Source organism: Gemella sp. zg-570 (assembly GCF_018866345.1).
Taxonomy (GTDB): Bacteria; Bacillota; Bacilli; order Staphylococcales; family Gemellaceae; genus Gemelliphila.
This window is the reverse complement of sequence record NZ_CP076443.1, coordinates 735,923-750,547: the sequence shown is the minus strand read 5'-3', so window position 1 is coordinate 750,547 and position 14,625 is coordinate 735,923. Positions and strand designations below refer to the sequence as shown.

Annotated in this window: 14 protein-coding genes; 12 read left to right on the top strand and 2 right to left on the bottom strand. The window is 24.5% G+C overall.

The window, feature by feature from the left end; all coding sequences use genetic code 11:
• Positions 1-9: 9 nt before the first annotated feature.
• The 7 genes from KMP11_RS03845 to KMP11_RS03815 all read left to right on the top strand — a co-directional run bounded on the left by KMP11_RS03845 (position 10) and on the right by KMP11_RS03815 (position 9,735).
• Positions 10-2,343 (top strand): endonuclease MutS2, encoded by a 2,334-nt coding sequence (locus KMP11_RS03845; RefSeq protein WP_216280157.1) that lies wholly within the window; start codon positions 10-12, stop codon positions 2,341-2,343.
• Positions 2,344-2,389: 46 nt separating this feature from the next.
• Positions 2,390-2,698, top strand: coding sequence for a thioredoxin (gene trxA / locus KMP11_RS03840; RefSeq protein ID WP_215756169.1), 309 nt, complete (start codon positions 2,390-2,392; stop codon positions 2,696-2,698).
• A 131-nt stretch (positions 2,699-2,829) separates the two neighbouring features.
• A complete protein-coding gene (locus tag KMP11_RS03835) occupies positions 2,830-3,783 on the top strand; it encodes a ribose-phosphate diphosphokinase (RefSeq protein ID WP_215756170.1) in 954 nt (317 codons plus the stop codon).
• 330 nt (positions 3,784-4,113) lie between these two features.
• Positions 4,114-4,671, top strand: coding sequence for an aminoacyl-tRNA hydrolase (gene pth / locus KMP11_RS03830; RefSeq protein WP_215756171.1), 558 nt, complete (start codon positions 4,114-4,116; stop codon positions 4,669-4,671).
• A gap of 10 nt (positions 4,672-4,681) precedes the next feature.
• Complete coding sequence (gene mfd / locus KMP11_RS03825) at positions 4,682-8,242, top strand: transcription-repair coupling factor (RefSeq protein ID WP_253195973.1); 3,561 nt, start codon at positions 4,682-4,684, stop codon at positions 8,240-8,242.
• Positions 8,235-8,738 (top strand): DNA-3-methyladenine glycosylase I, encoded by a 504-nt coding sequence (locus KMP11_RS03820; RefSeq protein WP_216280156.1) that lies wholly within the window; start codon positions 8,235-8,237, stop codon positions 8,736-8,738. The genes mfd and KMP11_RS03820 overlap by 8 nt, the downstream gene beginning before the upstream one ends.
• Positions 8,739-8,958: 220 nt before the next feature.
• Positions 8,959-9,735 (top strand): formate/nitrite transporter family protein, encoded by a 777-nt coding sequence (locus KMP11_RS03815; protein ID WP_215756173.1) that lies wholly within the window; start codon positions 8,959-8,961, stop codon positions 9,733-9,735.
• A gap of 234 nt (positions 9,736-9,969) precedes the next feature.
• On the opposite strand, the gene KMP11_RS03810 is transcribed toward KMP11_RS03815, so the two are convergent.
• Positions 9,970-10,353 (bottom strand): rhodanese-like domain-containing protein, encoded by a 384-nt coding sequence (locus KMP11_RS03810; RefSeq protein ID WP_215756174.1) that lies wholly within the window; start codon positions 10,351-10,353, stop codon positions 9,970-9,972.
• 93 nt (positions 10,354-10,446) lie between these two features.
• Here KMP11_RS03810 and KMP11_RS03805 point away from each other — a divergent pair, with 93 nt between their 5' ends.
• The 3 genes from KMP11_RS03805 to KMP11_RS03795 are packed head-to-tail and all read left to right on the top strand — an operon-like array spanning position 10,447 to position 12,433.
• Positions 10,447-11,205 carry a TrmH family RNA methyltransferase gene (locus tag KMP11_RS03805; protein ID WP_252344674.1) on the top strand — a complete coding sequence of 253 codons (759 nt, stop codon included), beginning with the start codon at positions 10,447-10,449 and terminating at the stop codon, positions 11,203-11,205.
• Between the two features lie 58 nt (positions 11,206-11,263).
• Positions 11,264-12,214, top strand: coding sequence for a magnesium/cobalt transporter CorA (gene corA / locus KMP11_RS03800; RefSeq protein ID WP_215756175.1), 951 nt, complete (start codon positions 11,264-11,266; stop codon positions 12,212-12,214).
• Between the two features lie 12 nt (positions 12,215-12,226).
• A complete protein-coding gene (locus tag KMP11_RS03795; RefSeq protein WP_215756176.1) occupies positions 12,227-12,433 on the top strand; it encodes a DUF1146 family protein in 207 nt (68 codons plus the stop codon).
• Between the two features lie 137 nt (positions 12,434-12,570).
• Here the strand turns inward: KMP11_RS03795 and KMP11_RS03790 are convergent, their stop codons facing one another.
• Complete coding sequence (locus tag KMP11_RS03790) at positions 12,571-12,993, bottom strand: S24 family peptidase (RefSeq protein WP_252344675.1); 423 nt, start codon at positions 12,991-12,993, stop codon at positions 12,571-12,573.
• Positions 12,994-13,358: 365 nt separating this feature from the next.
• Here KMP11_RS03790 and gpmA point away from each other — a divergent pair, with 365 nt between their 5' ends.
• Together gpmA and KMP11_RS03780 are read left to right on the top strand one after the other, a co-directional pair.
• On the top strand, positions 13,359-14,045 hold the full coding sequence (gpmA, locus tag KMP11_RS03785; protein ID WP_215756177.1) for a 2,3-diphosphoglycerate-dependent phosphoglycerate mutase: 687 nt from the start codon (positions 13,359-13,361) through the stop codon (positions 14,043-14,045).
• A 100-nt stretch (positions 14,046-14,145) separates the two neighbouring features.
• On the top strand, positions 14,146-14,304 hold the full coding sequence (locus KMP11_RS03780; RefSeq protein WP_215756178.1) for a hypothetical protein: 159 nt from the start codon (positions 14,146-14,148) through the stop codon (positions 14,302-14,304).
• The last annotated feature ends 321 nt before the right edge of the window (positions 14,305-14,625 follow it).

Sequence of the window (14,625 nt, the reverse complement as noted above, 5' to 3'; positions counted from 1 at the left end):
GACTAGATATTGCAAACCTCAATAAAAAAAAAGATTAATTTAGATTTAATTTTAGATGATGCAGAAAACTATTGTTTTTCAGATTTATCAGTTAATAGATTTAAAAATATAGAGTATGTAAATTCTTTTAAAGATTTGATTTTACTTCACAAAGAAAATGAAGAAGTAGAAGAATTGTGGATTAAGCACAAGGATACTTTTAAGTTAAAAATATATGATTATTTCGAGAGTTTGAAAAAAGCAAAAAAAGAAAGTCTTTTGTATGAAAAAGAATTATTTTATATTTTATTTAATTTATTAACATACAGAAGATTTAAAAATAAATTTGAAGAAATAAAAAGATTGGATAATAAAGAATATTATCATCTTTCAAATTATGTTTCTAACATAGCAAATTTTGATTTTTTAATAGACTACTTAAATAAAATTATTGATGAAGATGGGTACATACGACCAACTGCTTCAGAAGAATTAAAAAATATAAAAGATAATATAAAGAAATTACAGTTAAAATCAGATAAGTTATTAAAAGATATTATTAAATCAAATATTAATAAGTTATCTGAAGCCATAGTTACTAAAAGAAATGATAGAGATGTTATCCTAGTAAAACCAGAATATAAAAATGATTTTGGTGGTATAATTCATGACCAATCAGCTTCTGGAAACACATTTTATGTTGAACCCAAGGAAAATGTAATAATAAATAATGAAATAAGTATTTTAAAAAGAAAAGAAAAAGAAGAGATACAAAAAATTTTAAAAGAAGCTACAAAAGAAATAGGAATTTATGCAAATGATTTGAATATATCTCTTAAAAATTTTGCTAATATTGAATTTATATTTTCAAAAATTAATTTTTCTGTATCAAAAGGATTTATTAAACCTTTAGTAGAAGATAAACAAAAAATATTTCTTAAAAATACTTATAACCCACTTATCCCAAAAGATGAAGTTGTAAAAAATAATGTTATCTTAGACAATAAAGAAAATTCATTAATTATAACAGGGCCGAATACTGGTGGAAAAACTGTAATATTAAAAACTGTTAGTTTGTGTGTAGCTTTAACTCATTTAGGTTTATACATTCCTGCTGATATAGGTTCTAAAATAGGTTATTATGAAAATATATTTATTGATATTGGAGATAACCAGTCAATAGAAAATAATTTATCTACTTTTTCATCACACATGACTAATATCATAGATATATTAAATAAAGTTAATAATAAAAGTTTAGTTTTGTTGGATGAGTTATGCTCGGGAACAGACCCAAGTGAAGGAGCTGTTTTATCTATGGCTCTTTTAAATAAATTTAAAGAAAAAGAAGCTACGGTTTTATGTACGACCCACTATCCTGAAATAAAAGATTACTGTTTCAAATCTAATTATTATAAAAATTCTTCTTTAGAATTTGATTTTGAAAATTTGAAACCTACATATAAATTTATTATAGGACTACCCGGAAAATCAAATGCCATAAATATTTCTTATAAATTAGGTTTAAGTCAGGATATAGTTTCACAAGCAAGTATTTATTTGAATAAAACAGAAAAAGAAAATTCTATACTTATAGACCAACTTGCAGAAAATATTAAAGAATATGACAGTAAAATTAATAAAATAAATTCTAAACTAAAAAAAGTGGAAGAAATAAAAGAAAGCTTGAAAGAAAATTTATTAAATTTTTATAAGTATAGAGATAGTTTATACGAAAAAACTTATCAAGACTTGAATTATGAAATTGAAAATCGTAAAGCTGATATTTTAAATATATATAAAAACTTTAAAACTAAATCAGAAAGTATTAAACAACATGAAATTAATGAGATTATTGATGAAGTAAATTCTTATAAACTAAGGACAGAAAGTAATAAGTTTAATAAGGTATTAGAAAAAGATACTACTGATATTAAAGTAGGAGATGATGTTTTAGTAATAAGATATAATCAAAGAGCTAGTGTATTAGCTATTAAGGATAATATATTAAATATAAAATTAGGTTCTTTAAAATTATCAGTAAAAAGAGATGAAGTAAAATATATAGAAAAAGAATTAAATATTAGAGAACAAAAATTCATTAAAAATAATATTAGTAACGTTTCTTTAGATATTAATGTTATAGGAAAAAATACAGAAGAAGCCATAGCAGAAATTGAAAATTATATTGATAAAGTTCTTCTAATAGGCTATGATTCTTTTTCTATAATTCACGGTGTTGGAGCAGGAATTTTAAAAAGAAATATAGCAGAGTATTTAAAAAAAAATAGATTTGTTTATAGTTACCGTAGTGGAAATCAGGCAGAAGGTGGTTTAGGAGTCACAATAGTTGAAATGAAATAAATATAGGAGTAGTATATAGATATATTAATTTTAAGGAGTAATAAAAATGAGAGAAATTAATGATAAAGAATTTTATGAATTAACAAAAAATGATTCAGTAGCATTGGTTGATTTTTGGGCACCATGGTGTGGTCCTTGTAAAATGTTAGCTCCGGTTTTAGAAGAATTGGATGCGGAATTAGGAAATATTGATTTCTTAAAAATAAATATTGATGACAATCAAGAAGCAGCAGGTCAACATGGAATTATGTCTATTCCTACATTACTTGTTATGAAAAATGGAGAAGTTTTAGAAGAATTAACTGGTTTTAAACCAAAAGAAGATTTAAAATCAATCTTAGAAAAATATAATTAAGATAATAAAATGTGTATCATAAAATATGATGCACATTTTTTATAATTTTATATAGAAAAGAAAATTCTTTTATGATAAAATAGATTGAGGTACTTATGTATATAATATATTATTTATCAAGGAGAATAAAAATGCTTATTGAAGAAAAACCACTTATGTTGTTTTCATTAGATTCTAATTTACCATTAGCAGAAAAAGTTGCCGCTTCTTTAGGGATAAAGTTGAGTAAGTGTAGCGTTAAAAAATTCAGCGATGGAGAAGTTTCAATAAATATCGAAGAAAGTGTAAGAGGAAGTGAAGTTTTCGTTATTCAGTCTACGAGTAATCCTGTAAACGAAAGTTTAGTAACTTTATTAATAATGATTGATGCCTTAAAGAGAGCTTCTGTTGAAACAATAAATGTTGTCATACCTTATTACGCTTATGCAAGACAAGATAGAAAAGCAAGAAGTAGAGAACCTATTACAGCTAAATTAGTAGCAAATTTATTAGAAACTGCTGGTGCTGATAGAGTAGTTGCCCTTGACTTACACGCTTTACAAATTCAAGGATTTTTCGATATACCTGTTGACCATTTAATGTGTGTTCCGATTATTGCTAATTATTTTAAAAATAAACTACCAAACATGGAAGATGTAGTAGTTGTTTCTCCTGACCATGGTGGAGTTACGAGAGCAAGAAAATTAGCTGACATGTTAAATACTCCAATAGCTATAATAGATAAACGTAGACCAAAACCTAATGTTGCAGAAGTAATGAATATAGTAGGGAATATAGAAGGAAAAACTTGTATATTAATTGATGACATTATAGACACTGCCGGTACTATTACATTAGGGGCAAAAGCACTTATTGAAAAAGGGGCTAAAGAAGTTTATGCAAGTTGCTCTCACGCAGTGTTAAGTGGTCCAGCACTAGAAAGAATAAAAAATTCTCCGATAAAAGAATTAGTTTACGCTAATACAATAAATATTCCAGAAGAGAAAAAATTAGATAATATGATTCCTCTTTGTGTAGGTGAATTAATAGGAAAAGCTATTTATAGAATTCATCATAATGAACCTGTAAGTGTTCTTTTTGAATAATAAAAAATCAAAAGACAACTATTTTTAGTTGTCTTTTTTTTGTAATAAATTTTCAAACAAATAATTTTATTTATAAAATTTTTCAAATTTAGTAAATAAATACCTTTAAAACTTAAATTTATAAAATGAAATAATTTGACTTAATCTAAAAAAGATATTATCATTAATACAAGAATATTTAAACCTATAAAGAGTTTAAAATCTTAATTTAAGATAAATATTTTTTAAATTTTTGTATGAATTTAAAATTAAAAACAGTGAATTTAATTTTTTAATAATAAAAAAGACAACTGGTCTTAGTTGTCTTTTTTGGTGTTTAAGGAGAAATAGATGAAATTAATAGTAGGATTAGGAAATCCAGGAAAAAATTATGAAAATACTAGACATAATGTAGGCTTTATGATTGTCGATGAATTTGCTAAAAAAAATAATTTGAATTTTGATAAAAGTAAATTTAATTCAGATTATGCTGTTGGTTTTATTAATAATGAAAAATATTTATTGGTAAAACCTAAGACTTATATGAATTTATCAGGTGAAGCAGTTAGAAAATTTTATGATTATTTTAATTTAGAAATTGAAGATGTTTTAATAATATATGATGATTTAGATACTAAAACAGCTAATTTCAGATTAAGAAATAGGGGAAGTAGTGGAGGGCATAATGGCATAAAAAGTATAATGACCCATCTTAATACTGATAAATTTAATAGATTAAAGATAGGTATAGACAGACCTAAGGAAAAAATTAGTGTAATTAATTATGTTTTGGGTAAATTTTCAAAAGAAGAATTATTAGAAATAAATAAAATATATTCTAAATGCAATAATTGTATTGAAGATTTTTCAAATTTATCATTTACAGAACTAATGAATAAATATAATTAGGAGTAATATTTTGTTAAATAGATTATTAGAAATTACAAAATTTCAAGATGAAAATTTATACAAGGATATTGAATATTATGGAAATAATATATCAACAAAAATTTTGTTAATATATAGAAAATTTTTACAGGAAAATAAAAGTATAGTTCTTATAACGCACTCAAAAAAAGAAGCAGAAACTTTTCAAGAAAAATTATTATATTTTACTCAAGATGTTTTTATATATCCAGAAATAGATATTTTAAAAAGGTTTGCAAATAAAAGTAATGATTTAGAAAATATTTCTTTAAATATTCTAGCAAATCTAAAAAATAATAAAAAGATGATATTAATTTTAACGGCGTCTTCTCTTTTTAGAACTATAAAAAACCCTAAAGAATTTTTTAACAATAATTTGTCTATTTCATTAGATAATTATATAGAATTTAGTAATTTTCCTAAATTATTAATTAATATGGGCTATAAAAAATCATATATTGTAGAAAATATTGGAGATTTTTCTGTTAGAGGAAGTATTATTGATATTTATAGTCCGCTTCAAAATAAGCCAATAAGATTAGATTTTTTTGATGAAGATTTGGATACAATAAAAGAATTTGACCTAGAAACTCAAAAATCAGAAAAAGAAATAAAGTCTGTAAATATTTATCCAACAAGTGATTTTTTCTTAACCCAGCAAGAAAAAGAAAAAATAGTTGATGTTCTGAGTAAAGAATTAAATAACAAAAAATTAGAAGACTTAGATAATTTTAAAGATATTAAATATTATTTAGAAAATAAAATTAATTTATTTAAAGAAAGTTCAATATTCGATGGTTTAGAAAGTTTTTCTAATTATATATATGATGATGTAGTCTATTCTATATATGATTATTTAGACAATAATATAATTATCTATGATAACTTTTTAAAAATTAAGGAAAAAATTAATAGTTTAAAAGAATATTTTACGGTTAATTTTTCTGAAATAAGTGATAATTATATTTTTCAAAATATTATAGACTATGAAGGCTTTAATAAATTTTTAAATTCTAAGGCTAATAAAATATACCTATCCACATTAAAATCAAGGGAAAATTTTATAGATAAATACTATAATATATCGGTTCAAGACTTAGCATATTTTTCAAATAGTGATTACTTAATAAGTGAACTAAGAGAAAAATTAAAAAATAAGTATGAAATTGTAATAGCAATAAAAAATGAAAAGCAAAAAGAATATATAGAAAAAGTATTAATAGAAAATAACTTGATAGATGAAGTATTTTTGGGAATAAAAGCTGGAAAAATCCATATAGAAAAAACAAATTATGACTTAAAAGGTTTTGAAAGTGAAAAAAACAAATTTTTATTAATCACACCTACCGAAATATTTAGAGAAAATGTTAAAAAGAAAAAAAGATTATCATTCAAATACACAAATTCAGAAAAAATAAGAAATTACCAAGAACTAAATATAGGTGATTATATAGTTCATATTCATCATGGTATCGGAATATATCAAGGAATTGAAAATATAGAAGTCAATGGTATTAATAAAGATTATTTAAAAGTTGTATATGACGGTGGGGATAAAATTTATGTAGATATAGAAAACATGAAATATATTCAAAAATACACCTCATCTGCTGATGATAAAAAACCTTTACTTAATAAATTGGGTACAAAAAAATGGAATCAAGTTAAAAATCGTGTAAAAAAAGAAATTGAAGATATATCAGACGAATTAATAAAACTATATATTGCTAGGGAACTTAATAAGGGCTATGCCTTTAGTCAAGACGGTCTAATGCAAAAAGAATTTGAAAATAACTTTATGTTTAATGCTACCCATGACCAAGAAATAGCAACCGCAGAAATTAAAAAAGATATGGAAAAATCAAGACCCATGGATAGATTGCTATGCGGGGATGTCGGTTTTGGTAAAACAGAAGTAGCCATGCGTGTAGCCTTTAAAGCTATAATGGATAATAAGCAAGTTGCCGTTTTAGTTCCTACAACGCTATTAGCTAATCAGCATTATGAAACTTTTGTTGATAGATTTTCTAATTTTCCTATAAATATTGAAGTTGTTACAAGATTTACCAGCCAAAATAAAATAAATGAAATTTCTAAAAAATTATTATCTGGCAATGTTGATATCATAATTGGAACTCATAAATTATTAAATGATAAATTTAAATACAAAGATTTAGGATTATTAGTAATTGATGAAGAACAACGTTTTGGAGTTAAGCATAAAGAAAAAATAAAACACATAAAAAACACAATAGACGTTTTAACGCTTAGTGCCACACCAATACCTAGAACTTTACACATGAGTTTGGTAGGTATAAGAGATATTTCAATAATAAAAACTCCACCTTTAAATAGGCAACCAATTCAAACTTTTGTGATGAGTGAAAATCCTAAAATAATTAGAGAAGCCGTACTTAATGAAGTTGAAAGAGGTGGACAAATATTCTATGTTTATAACAGAGTTGAAGATATTGAAAATAAATATTTTGAACTAAAAAAATTACTGCCAGAAGTAAATATAGCTTATGCACATGGTAGAATGACCAAACAAGAACTAGAATATGTTATTACAGATATTATAAACAAAGAATATGATATGCTCATAACAACGACTATTATAGAAACTGGTATAGATATTTCTAATGTGAATACTTTAATAATAGAAGATGCTGACAGGTTTGGACTTAGTCAACTATATCAGATAAGAGGACGAGTAGGTAGAAGTAGCAGGGAATCCTATGCTTATTTTATGTATAAAGCCTTTAAATCATTAACGGAAAATTCCGAAAAAAGATTAGCTGCAATAAAAAATTTCACATCTTTGGGAAGTGGCTTTAAGATAGCCATGCAAGATTTATCCATAAGAGGTGCTGGCAATGTTTTGGGTGGTAAGCAACATGGATTTATAGATTCTGTGGGGTATACCTTGTATTCACAAATGTTAGAAAAAGAAATAATTAATAAAAAAGAAATTTTAGAACCGATTTTAGAAGAAGATAGTACTAAAGAAATAGAATATTACCAAAATATTTTAAAAGAGAAAAAATTACATAAAAATAATGAATTATTTGATATTCCAGAAGAACAATTAGAAATAAAATTAAATATTGATGCCTATCTTCCTAAAGAATACATAAATAATGACGCGGATAAATTATGTTTTTATAAATCTTTAATTAATGCAGATACTGAAAATCTTATTTATGATATAGTAGACGAAATGATTGACAGATTTTCTGAATTTGGCAAAGAGGTAGAAAATTTAATTGATATTAGTATTCTAAGAATAATAGCTAAAACTATTAAAATAGAAAGTATCAAAGAAGTAGCCAATAATGTAGTAATTACTTTTAAACCTGAAATTTTAAATCAACTAAATGGAAAGAAATTTTTTGAATTAATGCAAAAATATCCAGAAGCTAAAATTATTGTAAAAAATACATTAATTATAAATATAGAAAATAAATTACATAATGATTTATTAGTAAAAAAAATAATTAAATTATTAAAAGATATTTCACCTAGCTTATCGAAAGGAAATAATCATGAATAAAAAAAGATGTACTTGGGCTAAAACAGATATAGATATTAAATATCACGACAAAGAGTGGGGAAGAGTAGTAAATGATGATAGAATGTTATTTGAATTACTAATATTAGAAGGAATGCAAGCAGGGTTGAGTTGGAATATTGTATTAAAAAAGAGGGAAGAATTAAGAAAGGCATTTGATAATTTTAATTATAATATTTGTGCAAAATATGAAGATGGCTACTTAGAAAAACAACTTACTAATGACAAAATAATAAGAAGCAAATTAAAAATATACAGTATAAGAAAAAACGCCCTAGCCTTTATAAAAGTTCAAAAAGAATTTGGTTCATTTTTTAATTATATGTGGTCTTTTACTAATTATAAACAAATAAATAATATTAACTTAACAGCTTCTGATGTAGCTAGTAAATCAGAACTATCATCTCTAATTAGTAAAGATTTGAAAAGAAGAGAATTTACTTTTGTTGGAGAAACCATAATATATAGTTACTTGTAAGCCATAGGTATTATTAACGACCATTTATTTGATTGTTATTGCTATGAGAAGTGTAAAATTAACAACATATAATTGTAATATAATATTTAATTCTATAAAATTAATCGTATGTCTAAACTAATAATTTCATCTTATAAAAATGTACCATTACAATATTGAAATTGTTTTTACTGTATTGTATAATGTTAGTAAATAAATTTTTAATAAGGAGTAATATAGTATGTCTAAATTGTATTTAGAGCCGTATGAAATATATGCATATTCAGCAGAAAAAGGTAAAACTAAAGCAAATGCTGATTTATTATATAAAATAATATTAGGCTTTTTAGGTGGAGCATTTATAAGTGTAGGTTACCTAGCTTACATAAGAATAGCTGGAACTTTCCCTCATGAGTGGGGAGGGTTTGGTGCTTTTATAGGAGCAGCTGTTTTCCCAGTGGGTCTAGCCTGTATTCTAATTGGTGGTGGAGAATTAATAACGAGTAATATGATGGCTGTCGGTGCCGCTTATTTTTCTAAAAAAATCCCCTTATCTAAATTAATTAATAACTATGTAATTATTACTCTAGCTAATATTGTTGGTAGTTTATTTGTAGCCTACTTTTTTGGTCATATAGTTGGTCTTACTGAAGGAGTAGTTTTAGAAAAAACTATTCATACAGCAGAAGCAAAAATCACAGCAACATCAATTCAAATGATTATTTCTGGTATAGGTTGTAACTGGCTAGTTAGTATGGGAGCATGGCTTTCATTTTGTGCTAAAGATGTTACAGGTAAAATTTTAGGTGCATGGTTTCCTGTAATGACTTTTGTTGCAATAGGATTTCAGCACGTTGTAGCTAATATGTTCGTAATCCCAGCAGCTATGTTTGCAGGAGCAGATATAACATTTATAGAATTTTTAAAAAATATGGTTTTTGTTTGGATAGGAAATGTTTTAGGAGGTACTGTCTTAGTAGCTGGTATGTACTACCTAGCTTACGCAAGAAAAAAATAAATTTTATATATTAAGAAATTAACATAAAATTTATTTAATATAAAACCTTATAAAAAAATTAATTATATAAATAATAAATACAAAAAATTTAATCTGGATAAAAATCTGCACTAATTTTTTTACAATAATATAACAAATTATTATTTTTTATTTTAATTATTAAATTTAGGATTCATAAACTATTTATTCGACATGCTCTAAAGATAAAAAAATAAAACTAGGACTTCCCTAATTTTATTTTTTTGTTTTTAAATTTTCTTCCCATGCTTGAAGTCCATTTTTTAACATATAAATATTTGTATATCCATATTTTTTAAGAGCTAGTGCAGCTCTTGGGGCAACAGTTCCATTTTTATCACATAGATAGATAGGTTTATCTTTTAATAATGATGAATATTTGAAAGAAAGTTGCGACAGGGGAATATTTCTTGCTCCGTTAATGTGGGCATATTGAAATTCATCTTTTTCCCTCACATCTACAAGTTGAACACTCCTAATATTTTTTTTAAATTCAATATATGGCAATTTTGTTACTGCTTTAGAAACTCTTAAATAATTATAGCCACCAACTATTGCAAAAATTAAGATAATTATTAGCAAACTAATTAAAAATTGCATAACATCCTCCTTTAAAATATGATATAATGGATAAGATAAATTATAGCATATTAATAAAAAATTTACAATAAGAGTAATATTAGGAGAACAATTTTGAAAATTACTTCATTAAATAATAAAAAAATAAAAGAAATATTGAAACTGAAAAATATAAAACAAATAAAAAAAAGCAAAAAATATCTTGTTGAGGGATTACATTTAGTTGAAGAAGCTATTAAAAGTAATAGTATAGAAGAAGTATTTATATCAGAAAATTTTTCTAAAAATATAGATTTTAACAATAATATTAAAGTTACTATAATTGAAGATGATATCAGAAAACAATTAGGAGAAACTGTAAATAATCAGGGGATTTTTGCAGTTTGTAAGATAGAAGAAAAAGAATTAGATATAAAAAAATATAAAAATATAGTTATTCTTGATAAAATTCAAGACCCTGGTAATTTAGGAACAATAATTAGAACGGCAGATGCTTTTTCATTTGATTGTGTAATTTTAGGAAAAGAAACAACAAGTTTATACTCACAAAAAGTTATAAGAAGTATGCAGGGCAGTCATTTTCACATTGACTGTTTTGAAAATGTTGATATCTTATCTTTTCTATCAGAAATGAAGGATTTTGATATATTTGCTACTTCTTTAGATGATAGTAGTAAATTTTTAGAAGGAATTTCTAAAATAAATGATAAGTATGCCATAATTTTAGGTAACGAAGCAAATGGTGTTTCTAGTGAAATACTTTCTAAGGTTACGAATAAGATAAAAATAAAAATGGATGGACAGGCTGAAAGTTTAAATGTAGGAGTATCTTCTGCAATAATAATGCACTATATAAAAAATATTATAAAATAATTTTACTATTAATTTTTTATGTGATATTATAAATTTATGTTAATTTGGAGGTGAAATCATGATAAAAATTGTCGCATTAGATAAACAAGGAAATTTAGTTACAGACCTTCCTTTAGAAGATGTAAGAAATGAAAATATTTCGTGGTATTGGGTTGATTTCAACTCCCCGACAAAAAAAGAGATTGACCTTTTAACAACATTTTTTAAATTTCATGAACTTTTGGTTGAAGACTGTTTAACACTTTTAGAAAGACCAAAAATAGAAATTACAAGACAACAAATATTTTTAGTATCTCATGTTTTAAGAAATATTGATACTGAATATGAAACATTAAATATGTTTATCGGTAAAAATTATATAGTTACTTTCCACTTATCACATATTAGGTACATTAGCAAGGTAACATCTAAAGTATTATTTAAGGGAAAAGATTATACACCTTTACACATAATGCACATGCTTATATCAGAAATAGTAGAAGGATATAGTCCTTTAATATCTAAAATAGAAAATAGGTTAGATGAATTGGAAGAGAGCGATGCTCATACTAAGGGCAGTAAAATAATGAATGAGGTGTTTGACTTAAGAAGTGATTTGTTAAAATTACGCAGAGGATTGCTACCAATGAGAGAATTAATACATAGGTTCTTAGTATCTCGCAGGGTAGAAATGACAGAAAATGATAGAAAATATTTTCATGATATATATGACGAACTAGTTCAACAAACAGAAATAGTAGAAGCAAGTCGTGAATTAGCAAGTGATATTAGGGAAAATTATATGACTTACAACTCATTCAGGTCAAATAATATAATGATGACACTTACCGTAATATCTACAATTTTTCTTCCCTTAACCTTCTTAGCGGGTGTTTATGGAATGAATTTTACCAATATGCCAGAATTAAATACAAAATATGGCTATTACATTCTTTGGCTAATAATGTTTATTATAGCTGGTGGAATGCTTTGGTACTTCAAGAGAAAAGGTTGGTTCGATATGTTTTAGGTGGGTGCAAGAATGAATATTGTAAAACTTTTTATTTTATTTATTTTTATTTTAACTGTTAATAAAATTTTATTAAAAATTAATTACGAGAAAATATTTAAAAAAAATAGCAGTAATGAAATATTTATTATTAATATGCTATTATCAATTATAATAGGTTATTTATTGTATATGTCATTTTTTGAAATATATAATTTATCCACAAACTTAGTTAAATAAAAAAAGATTTCACTTAATTGTTGAAATCTTTTTTATTAAAATATTTTTTAAAAACTTCTATATACCCACAGATTCTCCTATAATCATTACATTTCTAGTAATAATAGGTTCTTAATTAGAATTGCAGGCTTGTAAAACTACATGGTCTTGTTTTTTATAAATACAATATCTCCATCAAAAATTCCAGCGTCAATCATACTATCTCCCTTAACTCTTAGAGCAACAAATTCAGCTCTTGTTGCTTGGTCAACATACATATAATCTTCTAAATTTTCTTCTGCATAAACACCATCACCAGAACATATTGTTCCAATAAGAGGAATTTTTGAAATATTATTATAGATATCATCATCTGCTACTTCATAATAATTAGTTTTATTATTAAAATTTTCATCAGAGTAGCCAAGTAGCCACATAGCATCAACATTTAAACAGTCAGCAATTTTATTTATTTTATCTTGTTTGGGTAGATATTTTCCTTTTAACCAATCACTGATTGATGATAGAGTTATATTTGTTAAACGTACCAATTCAACTTGTTTAATATTTGATGTTTTCATAGCACATTTTAATATTTTAATAAATAAATCTTTGTTAATAATATTACCTCTATACAAATATATTTAAAATTATAAAATAAACTTTTAAAAAATCAAGTTTTCTTAATTTTTATACTTGATTTACGGATTACCGTATGTCAAAATATAAATACGAGAAACTTAACGGAGATTGTAAATATGTTTATATATTGGCTAGTAATGATTATAATAATAGTGAAAATTAGAATATTTTTTCAAAACAATAAGATAAAAATAGAGAAAAAAGTAAATAAAAGAAATATTAGAAAAATAAAATCTGTTTATAATATTGAAAAAATACCTACTAAAGTATATAATTATTATATGAATTTATAGGAGGATTTTAAATGAAATTAGTTTTAACAAGACATGGAGAAAGCCAATGGAATTTAGAAAATAAATTTACAGGTTGGGTTGATGTTGATATTACGGAAAAAGGACAAGCAGAAGCTGTATCAGGTGGAAAAAAACTTAAAGAATTAGGTTTAGAATTTGATGTTGCCTATACTTCTTACCAAAAAAGAGCCATAAAAACACTTAACATCATACTTGAAGAAATGGATCAATTATGGATACCAGTAAATAAGAGCTGGAGACTTAATGAAAGACATTATGGTGGATTACAGGGTTTAAATAAGGCAGAAACAGCTGAAAAATACGGAGATGAGCAAGTTCATATCTGGAGAAGAAGTTTCGATGTGGCACCACCACAAGTTACAGAAAGTGATGAAAATTATCCTGGTAATGAAAAAAGATATGCTGATATTCCTAAAGAAGAGTTGCCTACTGGAGAGAGTTTACAACTTACTATTGATAGAGTATTACCTTACTGGGAAAGCACTATTTCAAAAGATATTAAAGATGGGAAAAATGTTATAATTTCTGCTCACGGAAATAGTTTAAGAGCACTTATTAAATATTTACTAAAAATTTCAGATGAGAAGATATTAGACTTAAATCTTCCAACGGGAACTCCACTAATTTTTGAAATTGATGAGAATTTAGAAATTATTTCAGCTCCTGAATTATTCTAATAATATGAAAAAATTAATAAGTTTCTTACTATTATTCTCATTTGTTTTTATCTTACAAGATCGTAGTTTAACAAGTAAAGATAATATAAATTACTCATAATTGAATAATATTATTGATAATGTAAAGATTGACAGTTTAACTAAGCTAGATTTTGAAACAAAAGAGCAAAAAATGATTTTTCATATTAATGAAGATTTAATAAATGAAGATGATTTTAAAAATTTATTGTCTACTTTTAATATTAAAGGAAATTATTGATTTTACGCTTTTTTAGAAGATAATTTTTCAAAAATAATAAAAAAAAATAGAATTTATATCTATTAATGAAAATAAATTTTTAGTTGATTTATCAAAACCTGATACTCTTATTAGTGATATAAAAATTAATAAATATTCGAATGAATTTTTTAAAAATAAAATAAATAAATTTTCTGATAATATTATTAAATTTAATGATATAGTTGGTAGACTTTAAATTGATTTTAAAACAGCAAAAATTGATGAAAACAGAATTAATGATTTCTATATTATTTCAGAAAACTTGAATAGTCAAATAGCAAATTTAAAAGAATTAAATTC

What these genes read in the sequence shown, in the direction of transcription:
- pth (WP_215756171.1), top strand. Translation starts at nt 4,114, where the DNA reads ATGAAATTAATAGTAGGATTAGGAAATCCAGGAAAAAATTATGAAAAT.
- KMP11_RS03835 (WP_215756170.1), top strand. Translation starts at nt 2,830, where the DNA reads ATGCTTATTGAAGAAAAACCACTTATGTTGTTTTCATTAGATTCTAAT.
- corA (WP_215756175.1), top strand. Translation starts at nt 11,264, where the DNA reads ATGATAAAAATTGTCGCATTAGATAAACAAGGAAATTTAGTTACAGAC.
- gpmA (WP_215756177.1), top strand. Translation starts at nt 13,359, where the DNA reads ATGAAATTAGTTTTAACAAGACATGGAGAAAGCCAATGGAATTTAGAA.
- KMP11_RS03820 (WP_216280156.1), top strand. Translation starts at nt 8,235, where the DNA reads ATGAATAAAAAAAGATGTACTTGGGCTAAAACAGATATAGATATTAAA.
- KMP11_RS03795 (WP_215756176.1), top strand. Translation starts at nt 12,227, where the DNA reads ATGAATATTGTAAAACTTTTTATTTTATTTATTTTTATTTTAACTGTT.
- KMP11_RS03815 (WP_215756173.1), top strand. Translation starts at nt 8,959, where the DNA reads ATGTCTAAATTGTATTTAGAGCCGTATGAAATATATGCATATTCAGCA.
- KMP11_RS03790 (WP_252344675.1), bottom strand. Translation starts at nt 12,993, where the DNA reads ATGAAAACATCAAATATTAAACAAGTTGAATTGGTACGTTTAACAAAT.
- trxA (WP_215756169.1), top strand. Translation starts at nt 2,390, where the DNA reads ATGAGAGAAATTAATGATAAAGAATTTTATGAATTAACAAAAAATGAT.
- KMP11_RS03810 (WP_215756174.1), bottom strand. Translation starts at nt 10,353, where the DNA reads ATGCAATTTTTAATTAGTTTGCTAATAATTATCTTAATTTTTGCAATA.